Raw genomic sequence first — 20,119 nt, 5'->3', positions numbered from 1 at the left:
CCAGCAAGATTAAAAAAGAGGTGCCAAAGCACCTCTTTTTTTGTTTGTACGCATTAGCTATTTCAAGTCTAAATCGCTGTTGTCAATGCTGACAGGCACTCGTTTAGTGATCATCTGCACTAACATGATTGAGCGTTTCTCACCATCTTGCTCTTGGAAGATAGCATCTATACCTGCAAACTGACCGCTCTTAACTCGGATTTGATCACCTGGTTTTGGCATACACTCAGAAGCGGTATTTTCATTACAGCATTTTTCTAGCTGCATCAATTCAAAGACTAAGTCACCTTGGACTTCTTTCGGTTGAGCACCAAAACGCACGAAATCAACAACCCCTCGAGTGGAGCGGACTGAGGTGAAGTTAGGTCCCTGTTCATAATCAAAGTAAGCAAACACATAACAAGGAAACAGCGGCTCTTCGACTTTTTGTCTTTTCCCGCGCAAAATCTTCTCAACTTCTACAGTTGGATAAAAGCACTCTACACCTTGGTTTTCAAGGTGCTGTTTCGCCCTAACCTGCTCCCCACGTTTACAATAAAGTAGATACCAACGTTTCATCTTTTTTACTAGCCAATTCTATTTTGTTTTTATCCTAGCATTAAGCCAAAGTTGAGTCATTGACATTCAGTTTATCTATAAAAGTATGATTATACATCGCTCGCATTAACGATATCTTTTCAATAGCTTACGAGAAGAAGTCCATAGACAAAAATGGAAATTAAGTTTGTAACACAGCCAACACACCATCATATCATCTGCAAATTCACCCAAAAACAGTCACTTAACAAGCAACTTTAGTCGTAATGCAAAATTTTATTGTTTGTCACTCATTAAATTGCAATGTATACGTAGAAGTCGTTAAAAAATGTAATAACTATTATTAGAAGAGCTTATGTCAAACCAACATCAATATTTCGGCCACCCTCGTGGCTTGTTCTTATTGTTCGGTACTGAACTGTGGGAACGCTTTTCTTACTACGCAATGCGCGCCATTCTAGTACTTTACCTTACAGATACAACGATGAATGGCGGCCTTGGCTGGTCAACTAAAGACGCACTAGACCTATACGGTATTTATACTGGTCTTGTGTATATCACACCTCTCATCGGAGGTTACTTAGCGGATAACTATCTAGGTCAACGCCGTTCAATTTTGCTTGGTGGCGCGTTAATGGCTATCGGCCAGTTTACACTCGCACTTCCTGCTGACGCTCTGGGTATTGGTTCGCTACACAGTTTCTATTTAGGTCTTGGTCTGCTTATCACTGGTAACGGCCTCTTTAAGCCGAATATCTCAACCATGGTTGGCGATTTATATAAAGAGGGTGACAACCGTCGTGACGGCGCATTCACTATCTTTTATATGGGTATCAACTTAGGTGCGTTACTTGCCGGCGTCGTTTCTGGCTCTGTGACAACCTCGTACGGTTGGAAAGCTGGTTTTGTGGCCGCAGGTGTAGGTATGATTATTAGCCTAGTGATGCAAATGGTGCTAGCTCAGTCTTGGCTTGGTGACATCGGTCGCGAGCCCGCAGCAAAACGAGATCTAAGCAACAAAAACTCAACCACGAAGCAACCCTTAACGAAAGAAGAAGTAAACCGACTAAAAGTAATTTTGGTCATGAGCTTATTCACTATCGTCTTCTGGGCTGGCTTTGAGCAGGCCGGTGGCCTGATGAACATCTACACTCAACAATATACTGATCGTATGATTGGTGGCTTTGAAGTACCTGCTGCGTGGTTCCAATCGCTAAACCCATTTTTCATTATTACCCTAGCACCGGTTCTAGCGGTCCTTTGGGTAAAACTGGGTAAACGCGAACCTACGTCGCCAGTGAAATTTGCAATGGCACTATTTTTCTTGGCAATTGGCTTCCTATGTATGGTTGGCGCTGTGCTAGAACAAGGTGGAGACACAACGGTAAAAACATCAATGTTGTGGCTGGTGGGTGCTTTCTTCTTCCATACATTGGGCGAACTGTGCTTATCTCCAATTGGTCTTTCACTGGTGACCAAGTTAGCACCGCTTCGCTTAGCTTCACTCATGATGGGTGCATGGTTTGGCTGCAATGCGATTGCAAACTACGTTGCGGGCTATGTGGGATCTCACGTAGGAGAATTGGGCGCAATGGCTATCTTTAGTGGCATTGCAGTCAGTGCTACCGTGAGTGGTGTCATCCTACTTCTGTTCTCGAATACGCTCGTTCGCTGGATGCATGGTGCAGAGAATACTCACAGCACAGCAGAACAAGTAGAAGAGCAGCAAGTACAAGTCGCTTAATCGCTCTACAAAAAATGAAAGGGTCGCTTTTGCGACCCTTTTTGTACCTAAAGCTTAGAGTGAACTAACTCAGCCATCATTTCTATATGAAGCTCACTATCGTTCAAACAAGGAATGTAAGTAAAGCTTTCACCACCTGCTTCAAGGAAAATCTCTTTACACTCTTCCGAGATCTCTTCCAACGTTTCTAAACAATCCGAAGAGAATGCTGGTGTCACTACATTGATATTTTTTACCCCTTTTGCAGGAAGTGCCTCTAGGGTTTTATCGGTATAGGGCTGTAACCACTCTTCTCGGCCAAATCGAGACTGATACGTCATACCTATCTGTTGCTCGTTTAACCCTAACGCTTCAGCGAGTAAGCGAGTCGTTTCTTCACAGTGCTGAGGGTAAACATCTCCATTATCAGCGTAACGTTTTGGAATACCGTGATAAGAACATAGCAAGTAGTCTCCCTTACCATACTCTTGCCAATGTTCACGAACTGAATGCGCTAACGCTTCAATGTATTTCGGGTGATTGTAGTAATCCCGAATAAAGCTAAAGCCCGGTATCACGGGCAGGTTTTTAAACGCTTTAGTGATTCCGTCAGAAACCGCTGCCGTTGTTGTGCCCGAGTATTGCGGATACAAAGGTAAAACGATGACTTCCCCTACCCCTTGAGCCAACAGCGCTTCAAAACCTGATTGCAAACTTGGATTTCCATAAGTCATGCCAAGTTCGACTGGCATATCAAGCTTTTGAGCCAACTTTTCTGTTTGACGCTTAGAGTACACCATCAGTGGCGAGCCCTCTTCCATCCAAACTGATTGATAGAGTTTAGCAACCTTGGGAGCTCGGATTGGAAGGATAACGCCGTGCAATAGCGGACACCAAAGCCATCGAGTCATGTCTACCACTCGGTGATCATGAAGAAACTGACTTAAAAAGCGCTTTACGGCAGGAGCGGTTGGTGCGTCAGGAGTACCCAGGTTCACTAGTAGTACACCCTGTTTATTATTCTCTTTCATAACATCCTATTCATGGTAAACGGCTTGGTTCATATACTTAAATAGCCTCACAGCGCTGCATCGCTGCAGCTTGAAGTTATTTAGATATATGTTTACGAGTAAACTAAAAAAAGCGACCACTTGGGTCGCTTTCAATATATCAAAATATTAAATTTTTGACTTCAGCAAATTAAGAAAGTGCTTTCTCGATATCTGCACTAACTTCAGCTACTTGCTTAGTACCATCAAACTTAAGGTATTTAGTGTTGCCTGCTTCAGCTTCTTTACCGTAGTAGTTGATTAGTGGTGCAGTTTGCTCGTGGTAAACACCTAGACGTGCACGTACTGTTTCTTCTTTGTCGTCATCACGAACAACAAGATCTTCACCAGTTACGTCATCTTTACCTTCCACTTTAGGTGGGTTGTAAACAACGTGGTAAGTACGACCAGAAGGAAGGTGAGCACGACGACCTGCCATACGCTCAACAATCACATCATCTGCAACGTCAAATTCGATAACGTAGTCTACATCAACGCCCATTTCTTTTAGGCCGTCAGCTTGAGGAATAGTACGTGGGAAACCATCCAGTAGGAAACCGTTTGCACAGTCTTCTTGAGCGATACGCTCTTTGATAAGGCCAAGGATGATTTCATCAGAAACTAGCTGACCAGCGTCGATAACAGCTTTAGCTTGTTTACCAAGCTCTGTACCTGCTTTGATAGCAGCACGAAGCATATCACCAGTAGAGATTTGTGGAATACCGTATTTTTCCATGATGAAGTTTGCTTGTGTGCCTTTACCTGCACCTGGAGCACCTAGAAGAATGATGCGCATGATTTATCCTCTTTAATATTTAAGATTTATACCGAAGCTCACAATAGCTGGGCTTCTTAGACACCAAACCCGAGAAGCACTCGCAACGATAAGTTTCGGTATAACGTATATAGGCGAGCAAAAATACACGCCTTATTACTCACATTCAAGTCGCAGATTCTATCACAGGTTCGCCGCGCAAAGAGTGTATTAAGACTAAAGAATGTTAACGATACCCTCTTTCACGCCCTATTGATTATTAACTCAACACCTGAGATGCAAAATTTTGCGACAACAAACAAAAAGCTCGCGAAATGCGAGCTTTTTGATGTACTGAGGTTATTACACCTTAGTCAAAAGTTTATTAACAGCTCCTAAGAACTCCGTTGGGTCCTCAATTGAGCCTCGCTCTGCAAGCATTGCTTGACCAAGCAGGACTTCTACCCAACGACCAAATGCCTCTTCATCCGCTTCGTCAGCCATGCGCTTAACCAGCTCGTGCTCAGGGTTTAGCTCAAAGATGTACTTCACTTCTGGCACTGCCTGACCCGCCGCTGCAAGAAGCTTCGCCATTTGAGTGCCCATTTCGTAATCGTCCGTTACCACAACAGCAGGTGTAGACGCGAGTTTAAAGGTCGTACGAACTTCTTTCACACGATCGCCTAGGTAAGACTTCGTGCGTTCTACAACCGACTTAAACTCTTCTTCAGTTTCTTTCTGCTTCTCTTTTTCTGCTTCATCTTCAAACTGACTTAGATCGAGCCCAGCTTTTGTGATTGACTGGAACTGCTTGCCGTCAAACTCAGTTAAGTAGTTCATCAGCCACTCATCAATGCGGTCGTACATCAAGATAACTTCAATGCCTTTCGCTTTGAACTGCTCTAAGTGAGGGCTGTTTTTCGCAGCTGCATAGCTGTCTGCCGTCAAGTAGTAGATCTTATCTTGACCTTCTTTCATGCGCTCAACGTAAGCAGCTAGACCCACGGTTTGCTCCGCAGAATCCACTTCAGTTGAAGCAAAGCGCAATAGGCCTGCAACTTTCTCTTTGTTTGCGAAGTCTTCTGCCGGACCCTCTTTCATCACAAGACCAAACTCTTTCCAGAATGATTTGTATTTCTCTTCATCATTCTTAGCCATGCGCTCTAACATCGTTAGCACACGCTTAGTACAAGCATTACGTAGAGACTGAGTCACTTTGTTATCTTGTAAGATCTCACGCGATACGTTAAGTGGCAGATCATTGGAGTCTATTAAACCTCGTACAAAACGTAGGTAAGACGGCATGAACTGCTCTGCATCGTCCATAATGAACACGCGTTGTACGTACAGTTTCAAGCCTGATTTGTGGTCGCGGTTCATCATATCCCATGGCGCTTTAGATGGGATGTAAAGCAAGCTCGTGTAATCGTTTTTACCTTCTACACGGTTATGGCTCCAAACCAATGGATCGGCAAAGTCATGTGATACGTGCTTGTAGAACTCTTGATACTCTTCATCTGAGATATCCGATTTATTACGCGTCCACAGTGCTTGAGCTTTGTTGATTTGCTCCCACTTCTTCTCATCCGTTTCTTTGCCTTCGTCATCGCGAACAACAGTTTGGATTGAAACTGGGATGCCAATGTGATCCGAGTACTTACTGATCACATCACGTAGACGCCATTCATTTAGGAATTCTTTACCTTCTTCACGCATATGAAGAATGATGTCAGTACCACGCGATTCTTTAGTGATGTTTTCGATGGTGTACTCACCTTCACCGGCTGAGTGCCATTGTACTGCTTCATCAGCGGCTAGGCCCGCAGCACGAGTACGTACGGTGACGGCATCAGCAACGATAAACGCCGAGTAGAAACCAACACCAAACTGACCAATAAGCTGAGAGTCTTTGCTCTGCTCTTCAGACAGTTTCGAGAAAAACTCTGCGGTCCCGGATTTTGCAATCGTACCTAGGTGCTCGATCACATCATCGCGGCTCATACCGATACCGTTATCAGAAATGGTTAAGGTATTTGCGCTTTCATCAAACGACAGTTTCACGCAAAGATCTGCATTACCTTCATATAAGTCTGGGTTAGATAGCGCTTGGAAGCGCAGCTTGTCCGATGCATCTGATGCGTTAGAAATCAGCTCGCGCAAAAAGATCTCTTTATTTGAATAAAGAGAATGGATCATTAAATGCAGTAGTTGTTTTACTTCTGATTGAAAACCACGAGTTTCTTTGTTTTGAGATACGGTTTCGCTCATGTGTGCTCCATAACATCTAAACTAATTGGCTTTTTCATGGAGATAAGTTTGTGACTTTCCCCTTGAAATTACCTTACTGAGATGTCATTTAACATGTGGCTGACAAATGTAAATTCAAGGTCAATATTGCTAAAAACGGTGTTTTTTTAGAAAAATTTAATTATCCTACCAGCCTAAAAGCATCTAAAATGTCGTGCGCACTCCATGCGCTTCGGTAATTTTGTGACATAAATCACTATAATTACAACATCATCCATCTAAGAAGAACTAAATGACTAACATCGGCACCAAATTTCTACTTGCTCAAAGGTTCACCTTTGATCCAAATAGTAATTCGCTCGCTGACCAACAAAACGGCAACGACGTTGTACGATTAGGAAGCAACGAAAGCCGTATACTTCTGATGTTGGCAGAGAGACCAAACGAAGTTTTAACCCGTAACGAGCTTCACGAGTTTGTTTGGCGTGAGCAAGGTTTTGAGGTGGATGACTCAAGCCTGACTCAAGCGATCTCTACTCTGCGTAAGATGTTGAAGGACTCAACAAAATCTCCAGAGTTTGTTAAAACGGTTCCTAAACGCGGTTATCAACTCATTTGTTCAGTGGAACGCTTAAGCCCATTATCTGCTGACTCTAATACTGACGTTGAAGAAGCCACTTCTGAAAATGAAGCGCACGCTGCGGAAATAGAAACAAGTGACGCGCCGTCAACAGAAGCGGCGGCAGACACCACGACTGAAGTAGAGCCTCAAGTAGAACTACCTAAGGCACAGCCAAAACCAGCAGCTAACACTAATAACTGGCTGCCGCGTATGATCGTTCTTTTGTCTCTACTGCTTCCTATTTGTGTATTGCTATTCACCAATCCTGCAGAATCCCAATTCCGTCAGATTGGTGAGTATCAAAATGTACCTGTGATGACGCCAGTGAACCACCCGCAAATCAATAGTTGGTTGCCGTCCATTGAGCAGTGCATTGAACGCTACGTAAAATACCATGCAGAAGATTCAATGCCGGTAGAAGTGATTGCTACAGGTGGCCAGAACAATCAGCTGATTCTGAACTACATTCATGACAGTCAACATTCATATGAGAACGTGACATTGCGTATTTTCGCAGGTCAAAATGACCCAACCGATATCTGTAAATAAGGAGGCCAGAATGAAGATAAAATTAGCATCTGCGGTTTTGGCCGTATCCGTTCTTTTCAGTGGTTGGTTATATTGGGGTAGCGACCTAAAAGTGGAACAGGTCCTCACTGCCAATGAGTGGCAGTCAACCATGGTGACGGTCATTACAGACAGCTTGCCTGACGATCCTGTCGGCCCACTGCGTCGTGTTAATGTTGAATCAAATGTGAAATATCTCCCTAATGGAGACTATATTCGCGTAGCAAATATCAAACTATTCGCTCAAGGTTCAACGGCAGAATCCACGATTAATATCTCGGAAAAAGGGCGCTGGGAAGTAAGTGACAACTATTTGTTGGTTTCGCCTTCTGAGTTTAAAGATATTTCATCTTCTCAATCAAAAGACTTCTCCGAAGCACAGCTACGTTTGATCACTCAAATCTTTAAGCTTGATGCCGAGCAAAGTCGCCGTATTGATGTCGTGAACGAAAAAACGCTATTGCTCACTAGCTTGAACCACGGTTCTTCGGTGCTGTTTAAAAACTAACTTTGATTTGATGATAAGGGGGCAAGACGCCCCCTTTATTTTGCTTATGGATTGGCTAGATACCCTCACCCTCTTTTTCGGCTCACTTATCGCCAATACTCTGGCTTCGCTTTCTGGCGGCGGTGCAGGCTTACTTCAATTCCCTTTGCTCATCTTTCTCGGCTTGCCATTCTCGGTTGCGCTGGGGACACATAAAGTGGCTTCCGTCGCTTTAGGCTTAGGGGCAGCAAGCACACACTTAAAAGCAGGCACAATTAAATGGAAGATCGCGCTCTACCTTATAGTCTCTGGCAGCATTGGCGTAGTCTTAGGGGCGAACTTAATTGTCCAAATACCTGATGGTATGGCGGAAAAAATGCTAGGGAGCATGATTCTCGCGCTCGGCATCTATTCACGATTTAAGAAATCGTTAGGCCAATCAGAAATAATACGTAACCGTCACCCAATCGGTTGGGTCATCGGCGGTGTCGGACTAATGCTCATCGGTATCATCAACGGGTCGCTGACCGCAGGTTCTGGTCTGCTCGTGACATTATTTTTAGTTCGCTGGTTTGGGTATAACTATAAACAAGCCGTTGCTTACACCATGATTTGTGTCGGCCTGTTTTGGAATGGCATTGGAGGCATTGCCGTCGTCCAAGCTGGCGCTCCGATACATTGGGCTTGGTTGCCTGTTTTATTGTTAAGCTCATTTCTAGGCGGCAGTTTAGGCGCATGGGCCGCGACTCGATACAGCAACCGAGTGATTAAAATTGCATTCGAAATTCTCACGTTTTCCGTGGGCATCAAGTTGCTAGTTTAAACCGATTAAAAGGAAAGTTTCATGGATAAAGCAATCATTGATATTTATTACTGCCGCCAATGCAACTGGATGTTGCGTTCAACTTGGCTATCGCAAGAACTACTGCATACTTTTAGCGAAGAAATAGAAACGATCAGCTTACACCCAGATACGGGTGGTCGCTTCGAAATTTTCTGCAATGGCCAGCAAATTTGGGAACGGAAAAAAGACAGCGGCTTTCCTGAAGCAAAGGTGCTAAAACAGCGCGTAAGAGACATTATCGACCCAGAACGAGATCTAGGCCATTCAGACACAAAATAAGGGAGCAATTCGCTCCCTATTTTTTTACTTAGTAAAACCGTTAAATCATGGTTTGTGCTAATACTTCGCCTTCTGGCGTTTTTACCGTTAGCGTATTGTCTTCTAAAGTACCAAAACTTCTTGGTAAACCATTACGTGGAAATGTCATCGAGCCTGGGTTAAATATAATGGCCCCATCTTGCATCTCTGCGACAGGAACATGCGTATGACCGTGGGCGATGATATCACCTTCACGCAGTGGCGGCCGTTTTTCAGAGTTATACAAGTGACCATGAGTCAAAAAGATTCTCTTGCCAGATTCAAGTAGCACCCACGAGTAATCCATCATCATTGGAAACTTCAATAGCATTTGGTCCACTTCACTATCGCAGTTACCACGCACAGATATAATTTGATCACTGTATTGGTTCAATAGCTCCGCCACCTGCGGTGGGTTGTAACCTTCTGGAATCGGGTTTCTTGGCCCGTGGTTTAGCGTATCCCCCAACAAAATCAGGTGCTCCGCACCAGAGGCTAAAAATAGCTCAATAGTTTCTTTAGTTGCTGGCAAAGAGCCATGCAGATCTGAGGCAAAAAATAGTTTCACGACATCGTCTCCTCACAAAGTACGAGGTCATTCTACGGCATTTTTATGACAGCTCAACCAACGACTACTGATAGCGCAATGACTCAATGACCATAGGCAAAATATAGAACCATGCGGCATACGCAGTTCCAACCAACACCAGTATCCAAAACACCATCGACATAAATTTTGACTTAGCTAGGTGGTGCAGCGGGTCTGGCTCTCCGCATCCTGGACATGCGTGAGCGCGCTTTGAGATTTGTTTCTCACACACAGGGCAAGAGACTAAAGGCATGATACAAATTCCTCGACAATAGACTTAGGGCGCAAAGAATAATGGTGAATCAACACATATGCAACCTAACATATATTAAATATTTTAGTTCTTTGTAACAGTCGCTGACTTGAGAAAAAATGCGTTGATTTTTCATTTATATCAACCTATTACACTTCTTCTCGCACCATGCCATTGATGACAATATTGTTATAACTCACCATGCCAATGACCTCCCCATCTTCAATGACCGGAGCTCGGCTAATGCCAAATCGTTCAAATAGGCGCGCACAATATTTCACATTCATATCAGGGTCGACACACAAAGCGGGCTTGGTCATGATCTCATAAATATTCGTGCGCTGTGGAGAGCGATTATTCGCCAACACCTTTTTGGCGATATCATTCATCAAGACGATGCCATATTCATCGTTGTCATCTCGCTTTTTCACCACCAGCGCTTTGACTTGGTATTTTTTAGCCAACGTTATGCCTTCATAAACTGTCATTAGCCCATCAACCATGACATAAGTAGCCGCCATTACATCTCGAACTCTAATTATCGTTTGACTGCTCATAACTCATCCTCAACCACTTTGGTCAACGTCTCTACTTGATGCGCGACACCGACTGCATCCTCAATATCGATCTGAATAGCAATGCCCTGCCCCGACTCTCGGTCGAACTCACCAACTTCATTGATGGTTTCTAATATGTGTCGAGAAAGGTGCTCCTCAACGACAAACAGCAGCACATCTTTTTGTACTTCCAGCGTTAAGCCAAAAAACGTTCGCTTTTGATTTAAACCTTGTCCACGAGCGTTATTAATCACCGTCGCACCAGTCGCGCCAGCTTCGCGAGCAGCGTCCAGTACCTTGTCTGTTTTGCTATCTTCAACAAACGCAAGTATCAATTTAAAGCGCATTTTCTTCGTCCTCCGAGACATCTTTATTCAGCCATTGGGTTATTTGCGCATAGCCCATCACAGAGATCATAGGAAACAGACTGGCAAAAGCGATCAAGCCAAAGCCATCAATCATTGGGTTTCTTCCTGGGACGGTAGAAGCAAGCCCCAGCCCTAGTGCGGTTACAAGCGGAACAGTGACAGTAGAAGTCGTGACGCCTCCAGAATCGTAGGCGAGCGGAACAATAAGCTTTGGCGCATAAAACGTTTGAATCACAACCACGATGTAACCCGCAATGATGTAATAGTGAATAGGGTCACCGACAACAATCCGATAGCTCCCTAGCGCGATGCCAATGGCCACCCCAAATGCAACGGCCACGCGTAAGCCGTTAATACTGATACTGCCACCAGAAACTTGGTTTGCTTTTATCGCTACGGCTATGAGAGAAGGCTCAGCAATCGTGGTACTAAAACCGATAAAAAAGGCGAAGGTATACACCCAATAGTAGTCGACCCACACTAAGGCTTTTCCCACAGAAACTTTAAACTCTTGTAAAAATTCCGGCGCCGTCAGTTGCACGGCCATGGTCTCTCCGAGCGGAAACAGAGCCATTTCTAATCCGAGCAAAAAAAGAGCGAGCCCAAGAATCACATAAACAAACCCAAGCAAAACCCTCTTAAGGTTGTTAACTGGACGCCTTAACACCGCTAACTGAAAACCAAAAATAATGCTGGCGATGGGAATGACATCTCGAACGGTCGATAATAAAGTGTCTAGGAAATGTTCAATTGAAATCATGTTACGACCATTCCGTAAACCATCACAAACATCATCGGTAGAAGCGAGGCAAAAGCGATCAAACCAAAACCATCCACCATGGGGTTGCGCCCTTTAATCGCCGATGCTAAACCAACCCCTAGTGCAGTGACCAAAGGCACGGTGATAGTCGACGTCGTCACACCTCCAGAATCATAAGCAACGCCAATAATGGCTTCCGGTGCAAACCACGTCAGGACTACAACGCCGACGTAGCCGCCGATGATCATGTAATGAATTGGCCACCCTTTTAAGATGCGCAGAACGCCAATAACGATGGCGATTCCCACAGAAAGCGCTACCGTTACTCGTAGCCCTTGTCCATAATCCTGCATCGATTGCTCTGAGTTTGGGATCATCCCGCCTTCTGCCGCGACTTCTGATGCTTCTTCTGCTACGGCCGTTAATGCAGGCTCGGCGATCGTGGTGCCAAAGCCTAGACAAAACGCAAAAACTAACAACCAGAATACGCTGCCTTTTTTTGCAAAGGCTTGAGCCATACTCTCTCCGATAGGAAAAAGACCAAGCTCTAGACCAAAAATAAAAAACGTTAACCCTAAAACCACAAGCAATAAGCCAAAAAGAATGGAGATGAGATTAGGAAGTGGCTCTTGCAAAACAACTAATTGAAAAAAAGTGATAACAACAACGATGGGTAGCAGATCGCGAGCACTATTAAGGAGCGCTCGAAAAAGAGCAACAAATGCTTCCATACCTATCCTCCTTGATGGTGCAAACTGATTACGCTTGTTCCGGTAGCGATGTTTTTAGTCTGGCATAGATTTAGTTCTCCTACCGTGAACGAATTAGCGCCATACATAACATTTAGTTACATTTTTTCAATATGTGAAGTCAGTAGCCTCGCTACAGGCTTGCCACTATCCTAGAAATAATAGTGTTGAGATGATCAAGCTCAGCACAAAACGACTATAATGTTCTAATACGTGTACATTCAAAGAGATAACATGAAGATATTACTCACAGGTGGCACTGGGTTTATTGGTTCGGAGTTGCTCAAGCTGCTATCCACTCACCAAGTTATGCTACTTACACGCTCTCCAGAGCAAGCAAAACAACGCCTCCAACACGCTGATTTGGGTAATATCGAATACCTTGACTCGCTTGAGTCATTCGCCGACCTCAATAACATTGATGCCATAATTAATCTTGCGGGTGAGCCTATCGCAGATAAAAGATGGACCAGCGAGCAGAAAGAAAAAATCTGCAAAAGTCGCTGGAAAATTACCGAACAAATCGTTGAGCTGATCCACGCCAGCACAGAGCCTCCCGCAGTTTTTATTAGTGGCTCGGCCGTTGGTTACTATGGCGATCAACAAGACCACCCGTTTGATGAGTGCCTGCATGTTAACAGTGAAGACTTTCCTCACGAGGTTTGTGCAAAGTGGGAGCAAATAGCCAAACGCGCAGAGTCTGAACAAACACGTGTTTGTCTATTGCGAACTGGCGTAGTACTCGGCATTAATGGCGGGGCTTTGGCGAAAATGCTCTTACCTTACAAACTTGGCGTAGGCGGCCCGCTCGGGAACGGTAACCAGTACATGCCTTGGATTCACATTCTGGATATGGTCCGCGCCATCATGTACTTGCTTGAAACACCACATGCCCACGGTGCATTCAATATGTGCGCACCTCACCCTGTGACTAACCGTATCTTTAGCGGCACGTTGGCAAAAACGCTCAAACGACCACATATCTTGTTCACGCCTAAATGGGCAATGGAACTCCTAATGGGTGAATCTTCCTGCTTATTGTTCGATAGCATGAGAGCAAAACCCAAAAAGCTCACCGAACTTGGCTTCAAATTTAGCTACTCCAGAATAGAGCCAGCACTCAAGCACTTGCTTCATGACCGGAGCTGATGAATGATGACCTCATTCAATGTTTCTTGAGGCTTAATTTATGAAAAAGTCGATTCTTATTACGGGTTGCTCAACCGGTATCGGTTACGTGTGCGCTCACGCCCTGCAAAACGAGGGATTTCATGTCATAGCATCTTGTAGGAAAGAGCAAGATGTCCAACGTCTAATTAATGAAGGGCTAACCTGCATCAAGCTAGACCTAAACAGCCCTGAAAGTATTTCTTCGGGCGTGAAGCAAGCATTAGAGCTAGCAGAGGGTAAGCTTTATGCCGTGTTCAATAATGGTGCCTATGGCCAGCCCGGTGCATTGGAAGACTTGCCCACCGAGGCTCTTCAAGCTCAATTTCAGACCAACTTTTTTGGTTGGCACCAGTTAGTCAGAGAAGTGCTTCCTCACATGCGCATACAAGGCGAAGGACGGATAATACAAAACAGTTCTGTTCTTGGCTTTGCTGCAATGAAATACCGCGGCGCCTACAATGCGTCAAAGTTTGCCCTAGAAGGCTGGACTGACACACTACGGCTAGAGCTTGCGGATACGAATATCAAAGTGGCATTGATAGAACCTGGGCCTATCGAAACTCAATTTAGAAACAATGCATTAAAAGCCTTCGAGAAGTGGATTGATATTGAATCCAGCCCTCACCGCCTCGCCTATGAAGGACAAAGAGAGCGACTCAACAAAGACAAATCTAATAATCGATTTGTTTTACCTGCAGAGTCCTGCGTCGCACCTGTTCTTCATGCATTAACTAGCGCTTCACCTAAAATTCGCTATCGAATTACTACGCCGACTAAATTATTCGCAATCTTGAAAAGGTTATTACCAACCCGTGTGCTTGATAAAATTTTGCGACAAGCTGCATAAAAAAGTTTTGTCACAATGTAATTTCATCGTAACAATGTGATGTCATTATGAGCATGTAGGTTAAAAAAACCTCAAGCAAACGAATCAATTTCTACGCAATTCAGTGAGCACTATTCAACCTAAAGTGAATGAGTTGCTTAGATTTGGTATCGCCACCCATTACGTTTTGTAGCAATGTTTTTACTACTGCGAGGCAACAATGACATTAAATCAGCTTAACTGGCTTAGTGTGGGTGTAGTGTTGACCATGTTCATCCTATTTTGATACCGCACTAACAAATAGCATTAGAACTGCGCTGCTTCGGCAGCGTTTTCTTTTTGCCTTACACCTATTCAGCAGTAACACTATTCTCTTACCGCATCCTTTCACAAAATAGAATGATTCATTATTGATGACGATTAGCAACCATCGCTTGAATTTCCCTTAAATCAACTCCATATCTATTATCAACGACAAGACACAAAGCAAGGATACTCTGATGCAATCCCCATTTATCGTTGAGATAACAGAACAGAACTTTCGCGAAACTCTTGAAGGATCAATGAACACGCCCGTTCTGATCCACTTTTGGGCCAATGCTCAACCAGAAAGCGCACAGATACTCCCTGAGTTGCAATCTCTTGCTCAACAGTACAACGGTGCATTTACGCTTGCTTTATTAAATTGTGAAGATCAGCCGGCTCTAGCGTCTCAATTTGGTGTGCAAGTATTGCCAACTATCGCGCTGTTTATAAATGGTCAAGCCGTCGATGGATTGGGTGGCCCTCAGCCAATTGATGCCATTGCAACCATGCTACAAAAGCATTTGCCAAGCCCAGATGAACAACTATTAAAACAAGTCAGTGAACTTCTTCACCAAGGTGAGCATGCTCAGGCTTTGAGCATCATCCACACTTTGCCGCCAGAGCTGCAAGAGCGTGGTGATGTGAAACTCGCGATGGCAGATTGTTTATTAGAAACCAAACAATTTGATGTCGCCCAAGAGCTATTGAATGCTATCCCTCTTGAGTATCAAGATAACTACTACAAGAGTCTAATAGCCAAGCTCGAGCTGCATTTGCAGGCTGCAGATAGCCCTGAGTTACAACGACTAGAACAAGCATACGCAGCAGACATGGCAAACTTCGAACTCGCTTGTGAATTGGCGGTACAGTACAACCAAGTGGGTCGTGATGAAGAAGCGCTGGAACTGCTGTGGAATATTCTTAAAAAAGACTTGGGCGCCCAAGACGGTGAAGTGAAGAAGACTTTTATGGATATTCTCAGCGCGCTAGGTCAAGGCAACGCATTAGCAAGCAAATATCGCCGTCAGCTGTATTCGATTCTGTACTAACTCGCTGAAAAGCGAAACTTCAACTAAAGGCCGGATATTCCGGCCTTTGTTATATAAAAAACCAATAACCTCTTAAGGTTCTCAGAACTTCAATTGTCTATTGTCTATAAATAGGTAAAAATGAATCGGACATTATGCACTTAAGGGAATAACTCATGCCAATTGATTCACTGATTACCATCGGTATTTTCGTCGTTCTTGCTGTAGTTATCTTATCTTCAGCCATTAAGACGGTGCCACAAGGAAATAACTGGACAGTCGAACGCTTCGGACGCTACACCCATACGCTAAAACCCGGCTTAAACTTGATCATCCCATTTGTTGATAAGATAGGGCAAAAAGTCAACATGATGGAGCGCGTTCTTGATATTCCAGCGCAAGAAGTTATTTCAAAAGACAACGCCAACGTGGTTATTGATGCGGTCGGATTTGTTCAAGTCATCGATGCTGCCAAAGCGGCTTATGAAGTCAACGATTTGGAACATGCCATTAGAAATTTAACTCTCACCAATATCCGTACCGTTTTAGGCTCAATGGAGTTGGACGAAATGCTGAGTCAGCGTGACATGATCAACTCCAAGCTGCTGGCAATTGTTGACCAAGCCACCAACCCGTGGGGTGTAAAAGTCACGCGAATTGAAATAAAAGATGTCCAGCCACCATCCGATCTAACGGCAGCGATGAATGCTCAAATGAAAGCCGAGCGAAATAAACGTGCGGAGATTCTCGAAGCAGAAGGGGTACGCCAAGCTGAAATTTTAAAGGCTGAAGGTCATAAGCAATCGGAGATATTAAAAGCTGAGGGCGAAAAGCAGTCTGCGATTCTCCATGCTGAAGCTCGTGAACGCGCCGCGCAAGCAGAAGCAAAAGCGACTTATATGGTTTCTGAAGCGATTGCCAAAGGCGATATGCAAGCCGTCAATTACTTCATTGCTCAGGGCTATACCGAAGCGATCAAAAGCATTGGTCAAGCCGAAAACGGCAAAATCATTATGCTTCCATTAGAAGCGACCGGACTAATGGGCTCGGTTGCAGGGATAGCAGAGATGTTTAAACAACAAGATAAAGAATAACTTATGGACTTTTTCAGTTTGCTGGAAGGCGTCTCTTTCTGGCATTGGCTAGCCTTCGGTTTTGCACTTCTAGCGGTAGAGCTACTTGGGACGGCGGGATATTTTCTCTGGCTCGGAGTTTCTGCACTTATCGTTGGGGCACTAATGACCGTTTTGCCAATGAGCTGGCAATTACAATGGCTTTGCTTTGCAAGTTTCAGCTTAATCACCACTTGGTTATGGTGGCGACGACAATGGTCTCAAGACAAGAAAGAAGACCAAGAAAGAGATCTGAACCAAAAGTATAAGCAGTTAATCGGACGCACACTTACCATTGAAGAGGACTTTTCTGTTGGGCTCAATCGTATCAAGGTTGCCGATACCACGTGGTCGGCACAGTCGGATCAAGCACTTCCAGCAGGAACGCGCGTTAAAATAAAAGATATCGATGGTATTATTTTAATCATTGAGCCTGATTCTAAGTAATTTATGCCAAAGTAATGGAGCAAACTATGCTCCATTACTTTAATCTAAACAACCGCTTTAATTTCATTGATTTAATTAAAATCGAACAAAAAATAAGTAGCAGCAATATTATTAATATCCTACCATCTTCTTCCAATTATTTAATTCTTCATCATACGTTAATCAATAAGATAGAAATATATCGATATAAATTATCTTTCTAAATTTATTTTAAAAAATAAAACTTTATTGAATTATTTTTTGATCTTTTTGCCCCCCCATACATACTTAACGCATAAGCATTTAAGTTGAATGCTTTTTATTTGGTAAGTAAGAGGATGTACTATGAAGAAACTTCTCTTTTTAATGTTATGCGGTATTTTTTCTTTTTCTTCCTTTGCCTACACCAACGGAAATGGTGGTACAACTAATTTAGGACCGATAGTCGAATGTAAATTGCCAAGTGGTGATGTCACTAATATTCCAAGTGAAATGTGTCGATTTAGAGGCGGAGAATGGAACTAATATAGAAGTCAGTAGTTAGTTCGATATAAGTAAACTATTGATACCTTACTTTTCAGTAAAGTCATTATTTACCCAAGCAAGTAGATATTCAATGTCTACATTAAGGTGATGATTATGAGATTTTTAGCTGGTCTATTGTTAGCATGTTTTGCCCTAGCTCCATTAACTACTCATGCCAATGGTGCTTCAGGTGGACGTACGCTAGCCCCAGAGATAAAGTGTGAGTTACCAAACGGTAACGTGCATATGTTACCGCCGTTATATTGCAAAATATATGATGGTCGAGAAGTAAAATAAAAAAGGAGCCTAGCGGCTCCTTTTTATCATCTCACTAAGTATTAGTGGAAGCTGTAAGGGATAAGAACTTGTAGACGTAGGTCTGTTTCATCCGCATCACCAGCACCAGCGTACTCATCGCGCTCTAGGATTGTACCGTGTAGACGGATCGTAGAACCTTTCAGTGCGCCACTCTGTAGAGAGTAAGATACTGTCGCGTTAACTGCGTATTCACTTTCGTAATCCCAGTCACCTGATGCACCGCTTGCTGCAGAATCAGCACCAGTACCGTAACCAAAGCCTAGGTAGTAGTTCCAGCCGTTACCTTGGTTGTAAGATAGACGGTTGTACCACGCTAGCTCACCCGCTTTGTTCCAGTCAGACAGTGCATCCCACCACTGAGACCAAGTACCGTTGTTCATACCGTAAGTATGAATTGTACGTGGAACGAAGTCAGCACGGTTGTCTGTGTCTGTGTAGCGTAGCTCAGACATCCAAGCTAGCTTGCCGAAAGATTGATTCAAAGATAGACCAGTGTGGAAACCTAGACCATCGTATTTCACATCATCGTCAACACCGTAGAAATCAAATGCTAGAGTTGTACGGTCACTCACAGTGTACTTCAAGTAAGCCTTGTAAGAAGTGTTGTCAGTTTCGTTGTGGTAGCTAGTTACTTGACCTGCACCCCAGTCGATACCATTTGCATATTGAACGCCAGTAGCTTGACCCAAACCAAGTTGCATAAACAAGCTGTCAGTTAGGTTACCGTTTAGGCCTAGAGAGTGTAGGTAGCTCCATGAAGTGTCAGACCAAAGCGCTGGCGCGTAGTCATCTTCGTGAAGTAGCCAAGGTGCTGTAAATTGGTCTGCACCAAAGTAGCTTAGGTTGAAATCACCTAGTTTAGCGTTCAGTTCGAAACCACGGTAAGTACCAGGTACGAAACTCCAAACGTTACCAATAGTACCGTTACCACCCGCTTGTAGCATACCAAAGCGCGCGTTGAAGCTTTCGTTTGCTTTGAACTTCAGTGCTGCTTTGTAAACTTTAAGCTGTTGACCATCACCTGCACCCCAGTCTAGGTTGTTACAAGTTGAAATTTCGTTACATAGGTAGCCTTCGTTTGAATTGTAAAGGCTATCGTTGTAAAGGTCGCCAGAATAGTAAGCCGCAACATCTGCACCAACCCAACCATCGTGGTAGCCAGAAGTAAAGTCTAAAATTGCGTTGTAAGAAGAGTAGTTTAGACGACTCCAACGGTCACCGTTTTCACCGCCTGGCTTACCTGTTGTACGAGTACGAGAACGAGTATCAACTAGAAATAATGCATTAAGACTAGAGTCTTGCATAAATTCGTTCACTTTCTCGACGTACTCGCCACCTGCTGCACTTTCAGTAGACGCTGTAGCTGGAGCAACAGCAACAACACCAAACATTGCTGCGGTTAACGCTGAAACCTTAAAAAATTTGTCCATGGAAAAACTCCTAAAAATGGATATAGCTGTATTTTTCTATCTCACCTTTAGTTGGCCGCCGAAGGAGAGAAGTAAATTCCTGATCAAACCTCATTATTTCTAATTTGGCTTTTTTTAGTTCCTGCATACACACTGTGTATCCACGTGATTAAGACTAACTTCGCAGCTAAAAACATCCAAACGGAACTTATTTTTTTTCTAAAAAAATATGAGCCAGTCCAAAGTTCCATATAAGTTATTGATCCAGATCTTACTTTTAACAACACCAACACAAAAAAGACAGTTAAACATTAAATATCAATAACTTAAATCACACCCTAGAACTCCAACTTGAAGTCACTCGCAGACTAAAGAAGTAAAAAAACTTAATAATTCAATGGGAGATCTTGATCACTGAAAAGATTAAAAGCATAAAAAACTCAATAAAAAAGCACTTAATTATGGGCAAAAAAAAGCCCGACATGCTTACCATGTCGGGCTTTTATACCGAATCAACTTGAAGATGCAGGCTTGAGAACCTGAAAATTATCATTAATTCGAGATGCCAAAGAGCCTGCGATCTCTGGAAGAGTCAC

Annotated in this window: 22 protein-coding genes; 11 read left to right on the top strand and 11 right to left on the bottom strand. The window is 43.7% G+C overall.

Annotation, left to right across the window (positions count from 1 at the left end; genetic code table 11):
• Window positions 1-57: 57 nt before the first annotated feature.
• Window positions 58-558 (bottom strand): transcription/translation regulatory transformer protein RfaH, encoded by a 501-nt coding sequence (gene rfaH / locus B7360_RS09960; RefSeq protein ID WP_005393056.1) that lies wholly within the window; start codon window positions 556-558, stop codon window positions 58-60.
• 334 nt (window positions 559-892) lie between these two features.
• Here rfaH and B7360_RS09955 point away from each other — a divergent pair, with 334 nt between their 5' ends.
• Window positions 893-2,281: a peptide MFS transporter gene (locus B7360_RS09955; RefSeq protein ID WP_005393058.1), complete on the top strand. Its 1,389-nt coding sequence runs from the start codon at window positions 893-895 to the stop codon at window positions 2,279-2,281.
• A gap of 47 nt (window positions 2,282-2,328) precedes the next feature.
• On the opposite strand, the gene hemH is transcribed toward B7360_RS09955, so the two are convergent.
• The 3 genes from hemH to htpG all read right to left on the bottom strand — a co-directional run bounded on the left by hemH (window position 2,329) and on the right by htpG (window position 6,331).
• Window positions 2,329-3,291, bottom strand: coding sequence for a ferrochelatase (gene hemH / locus B7360_RS09950; RefSeq protein WP_085343421.1), 963 nt, complete (start codon window positions 3,289-3,291; stop codon window positions 2,329-2,331).
• Between the two features lie 169 nt (window positions 3,292-3,460).
• Window positions 3,461-4,105, bottom strand: coding sequence for an adenylate kinase (adk, locus tag B7360_RS09945; protein WP_005393061.1), 645 nt, complete (start codon window positions 4,103-4,105; stop codon window positions 3,461-3,463).
• Window positions 4,106-4,426: 321 nt separating this feature from the next.
• On the bottom strand, window positions 4,427-6,331 hold the full coding sequence (htpG, locus tag B7360_RS09940) for a molecular chaperone HtpG (protein WP_085343420.1): 1,905 nt from the start codon (window positions 6,329-6,331) through the stop codon (window positions 4,427-4,429).
• A 271-nt stretch (window positions 6,332-6,602) separates the two neighbouring features.
• Between htpG and B7360_RS09935 the strand changes: the two genes are divergently transcribed.
• The 4 genes from B7360_RS09935 to B7360_RS09920 are packed head-to-tail and all read left to right on the top strand — an operon-like array spanning window position 6,603 to window position 9,109.
• A complete protein-coding gene (locus B7360_RS09935) occupies window positions 6,603-7,481 on the top strand; it encodes a transcriptional regulator (RefSeq protein ID WP_005393065.1) in 879 nt (292 codons plus the stop codon).
• A 10-nt stretch (window positions 7,482-7,491) separates the two neighbouring features.
• Entirely contained in the window at window positions 7,492-8,007 is a 516-nt protein-coding gene (gene toxS / locus B7360_RS09930; RefSeq protein WP_005393067.1) for a transmembrane regulator ToxS, read from the top strand.
• 46 nt (window positions 8,008-8,053) lie between these two features.
• Complete coding sequence (locus B7360_RS09925; RefSeq protein WP_085343419.1) at window positions 8,054-8,809, top strand: sulfite exporter TauE/SafE family protein; 756 nt, start codon at window positions 8,054-8,056, stop codon at window positions 8,807-8,809.
• 21 nt (window positions 8,810-8,830) lie between these two features.
• Complete coding sequence (locus B7360_RS09920) at window positions 8,831-9,109, top strand: SelT/SelW/SelH family protein (protein ID WP_005382088.1); 279 nt, start codon at window positions 8,831-8,833, stop codon at window positions 9,107-9,109.
• Window positions 9,110-9,149: 40 nt separating this feature from the next.
• On the opposite strand, the gene yfcE is transcribed toward B7360_RS09920, so the two are convergent.
• The 6 genes from yfcE to B7360_RS09890 all read right to left on the bottom strand — a co-directional run bounded on the left by yfcE (window position 9,150) and on the right by B7360_RS09890 (window position 12,385).
• Window positions 9,150-9,695, bottom strand: a complete 546-nt coding sequence (yfcE, locus tag B7360_RS09915; protein ID WP_005393071.1) for a phosphodiesterase — start codon at window positions 9,693-9,695, stop codon at window positions 9,150-9,152.
• Window positions 9,696-9,759: 64 nt separating this feature from the next.
• The gene (locus B7360_RS09910; RefSeq protein WP_005393073.1) at window positions 9,760-9,969 is read right to left on the bottom strand and encodes a hypothetical protein; all 210 of its coding nucleotides are present in this window, start codon (window positions 9,967-9,969) and stop codon (window positions 9,760-9,762) included.
• A gap of 149 nt (window positions 9,970-10,118) precedes the next feature.
• Window positions 10,119-10,526 (bottom strand): CBS domain-containing protein, encoded by a 408-nt coding sequence (locus B7360_RS09905; RefSeq protein ID WP_005393075.1) that lies wholly within the window; start codon window positions 10,524-10,526, stop codon window positions 10,119-10,121.
• Complete coding sequence (locus tag B7360_RS09900; RefSeq protein ID WP_005393077.1) at window positions 10,523-10,873, bottom strand: P-II family nitrogen regulator; 351 nt, start codon at window positions 10,871-10,873, stop codon at window positions 10,523-10,525. The genes B7360_RS09905 and B7360_RS09900 overlap by 4 nt, the downstream gene beginning before the upstream one ends.
• Window positions 10,863-11,654 (bottom strand): DUF1538 domain-containing protein, encoded by a 792-nt coding sequence (locus tag B7360_RS09895; protein ID WP_005393079.1) that lies wholly within the window; start codon window positions 11,652-11,654, stop codon window positions 10,863-10,865. The genes B7360_RS09900 and B7360_RS09895 overlap by 11 nt, the downstream gene beginning before the upstream one ends.
• Window positions 11,651-12,385, bottom strand: a complete 735-nt coding sequence (locus tag B7360_RS09890) for a DUF1538 domain-containing protein (protein ID WP_005393081.1) — start codon at window positions 12,383-12,385, stop codon at window positions 11,651-11,653. The genes B7360_RS09895 and B7360_RS09890 overlap by 4 nt, the downstream gene beginning before the upstream one ends.
• Window positions 12,386-12,637: 252 nt before the next feature.
• On the opposite strand from B7360_RS09890, the gene B7360_RS09885 reads away from it, so the two are divergent.
• From B7360_RS09885 to B7360_RS24490, 6 genes are all read left to right on the top strand, one after another.
• A complete protein-coding gene (locus B7360_RS09885; RefSeq protein ID WP_085343418.1) occupies window positions 12,638-13,552 on the top strand; it encodes a TIGR01777 family oxidoreductase in 915 nt (304 codons plus the stop codon).
• A 40-nt stretch (window positions 13,553-13,592) separates the two neighbouring features.
• A complete protein-coding gene (locus B7360_RS09880; protein WP_047009542.1) occupies window positions 13,593-14,420 on the top strand; it encodes an SDR family oxidoreductase in 828 nt (275 codons plus the stop codon).
• A gap of 479 nt (window positions 14,421-14,899) precedes the next feature.
• Entirely contained in the window at window positions 14,900-15,754 is an 855-nt protein-coding gene (locus tag B7360_RS09875; protein WP_006742720.1) for a co-chaperone YbbN, read from the top strand.
• Window positions 15,755-15,909: 155 nt separating this feature from the next.
• A complete protein-coding gene (locus tag B7360_RS09870; RefSeq protein WP_005393087.1) occupies window positions 15,910-16,827 on the top strand; it encodes an SPFH domain-containing protein in 918 nt (305 codons plus the stop codon).
• Window positions 16,828-16,830: 3 nt separating this feature from the next.
• Window positions 16,831-17,292, top strand: a complete 462-nt coding sequence (locus B7360_RS09865) for an NfeD family protein (RefSeq protein ID WP_005393089.1) — start codon at window positions 16,831-16,833, stop codon at window positions 17,290-17,292.
• A 324-nt stretch (window positions 17,293-17,616) separates the two neighbouring features.
• The gene (locus B7360_RS24490) at window positions 17,617-17,796 is read left to right on the top strand and encodes a hypothetical protein (protein ID WP_074191004.1); all 180 of its coding nucleotides are present in this window, start codon (window positions 17,617-17,619) and stop codon (window positions 17,794-17,796) included.
• Between the two features lie 338 nt (window positions 17,797-18,134).
• Here B7360_RS24490 and B7360_RS09855 read toward each other — a convergent pair whose 3' ends face one another.
• A complete protein-coding gene (locus tag B7360_RS09855; protein WP_006742721.1) occupies window positions 18,135-19,544 on the bottom strand; it encodes a hypothetical protein in 1,410 nt (469 codons plus the stop codon).
• Window positions 19,545-20,119 lie beyond the last annotated feature (575 nt).

This window comes from Vibrio sp. ArtGut-C1, assembly GCF_002105475.1.
Classification (GTDB): domain Bacteria; phylum Pseudomonadota; class Gammaproteobacteria; order Enterobacterales; family Vibrionaceae; genus Vibrio; species Vibrio diabolicus.
Note: the sequence above shows the minus strand (reverse complement) of the source record. Positions and strands in the feature narration are given on the sequence as shown.

Coding starts and splice junctions, on each gene's coding strand:
- B7360_RS09875 (WP_006742720.1), top strand. CDS start 14,900: ATGCAATCCCCATTTATCGTTGAGATAACAGAACAGAACTTTCGCGAA.
- B7360_RS09880 (WP_047009542.1), top strand. CDS start 13,593: ATGAAAAAGTCGATTCTTATTACGGGTTGCTCAACCGGTATCGGTTAC.
- B7360_RS09865 (WP_005393089.1), top strand. CDS start 16,831: ATGGACTTTTTCAGTTTGCTGGAAGGCGTCTCTTTCTGGCATTGGCTA.
- B7360_RS09895 (WP_005393079.1), bottom strand. CDS start 11,654: ATGATTTCAATTGAACATTTCCTAGACACTTTATTATCGACCGTTCGA.
- hemH (WP_085343421.1), bottom strand. CDS start 3,291: ATGAAAGAGAATAATAAACAGGGTGTACTACTAGTGAACCTGGGTACT.
- rfaH (WP_005393056.1), bottom strand. CDS start 558: ATGAAACGTTGGTATCTACTTTATTGTAAACGTGGGGAGCAGGTTAGG.
- B7360_RS09870 (WP_005393087.1), top strand. CDS start 15,910: ATGCCAATTGATTCACTGATTACCATCGGTATTTTCGTCGTTCTTGCT.
- adk (WP_005393061.1), bottom strand. CDS start 4,105: ATGCGCATCATTCTTCTAGGTGCTCCAGGTGCAGGTAAAGGCACACAA.
- B7360_RS09905 (WP_005393075.1), bottom strand. CDS start 10,526: ATGAGCAGTCAAACGATAATTAGAGTTCGAGATGTAATGGCGGCTACT.
- B7360_RS09855 (WP_006742721.1), bottom strand. CDS start 19,544: ATGGACAAATTTTTTAAGGTTTCAGCGTTAACCGCAGCAATGTTTGGT.
- B7360_RS09955 (WP_005393058.1), top strand. CDS start 893: ATGTCAAACCAACATCAATATTTCGGCCACCCTCGTGGCTTGTTCTTA.
- B7360_RS09900 (WP_005393077.1), bottom strand. CDS start 10,873: ATGCGCTTTAAATTGATACTTGCGTTTGTTGAAGATAGCAAAACAGAC.
- B7360_RS09920 (WP_005382088.1), top strand. CDS start 8,831: ATGGATAAAGCAATCATTGATATTTATTACTGCCGCCAATGCAACTGG.
- toxS (WP_005393067.1), top strand. CDS start 7,492: ATGAAGATAAAATTAGCATCTGCGGTTTTGGCCGTATCCGTTCTTTTC.
- htpG (WP_085343420.1), bottom strand. CDS start 6,331: ATGAGCGAAACCGTATCTCAAAACAAAGAAACTCGTGGTTTTCAATCA.
- B7360_RS09885 (WP_085343418.1), top strand. CDS start 12,638: ATGAAGATATTACTCACAGGTGGCACTGGGTTTATTGGTTCGGAGTTG.
- B7360_RS24490 (WP_074191004.1), top strand. CDS start 17,617: ATGAAGAAACTTCTCTTTTTAATGTTATGCGGTATTTTTTCTTTTTCT.
- B7360_RS09910 (WP_005393073.1), bottom strand. CDS start 9,969: ATGCCTTTAGTCTCTTGCCCTGTGTGTGAGAAACAAATCTCAAAGCGC.
- B7360_RS09890 (WP_005393081.1), bottom strand. CDS start 12,385: ATGGAAGCATTTGTTGCTCTTTTTCGAGCGCTCCTTAATAGTGCTCGC.
- B7360_RS09925 (WP_085343419.1), top strand. CDS start 8,054: ATGGATTGGCTAGATACCCTCACCCTCTTTTTCGGCTCACTTATCGCC.
- B7360_RS09935 (WP_005393065.1), top strand. CDS start 6,603: ATGACTAACATCGGCACCAAATTTCTACTTGCTCAAAGGTTCACCTTT.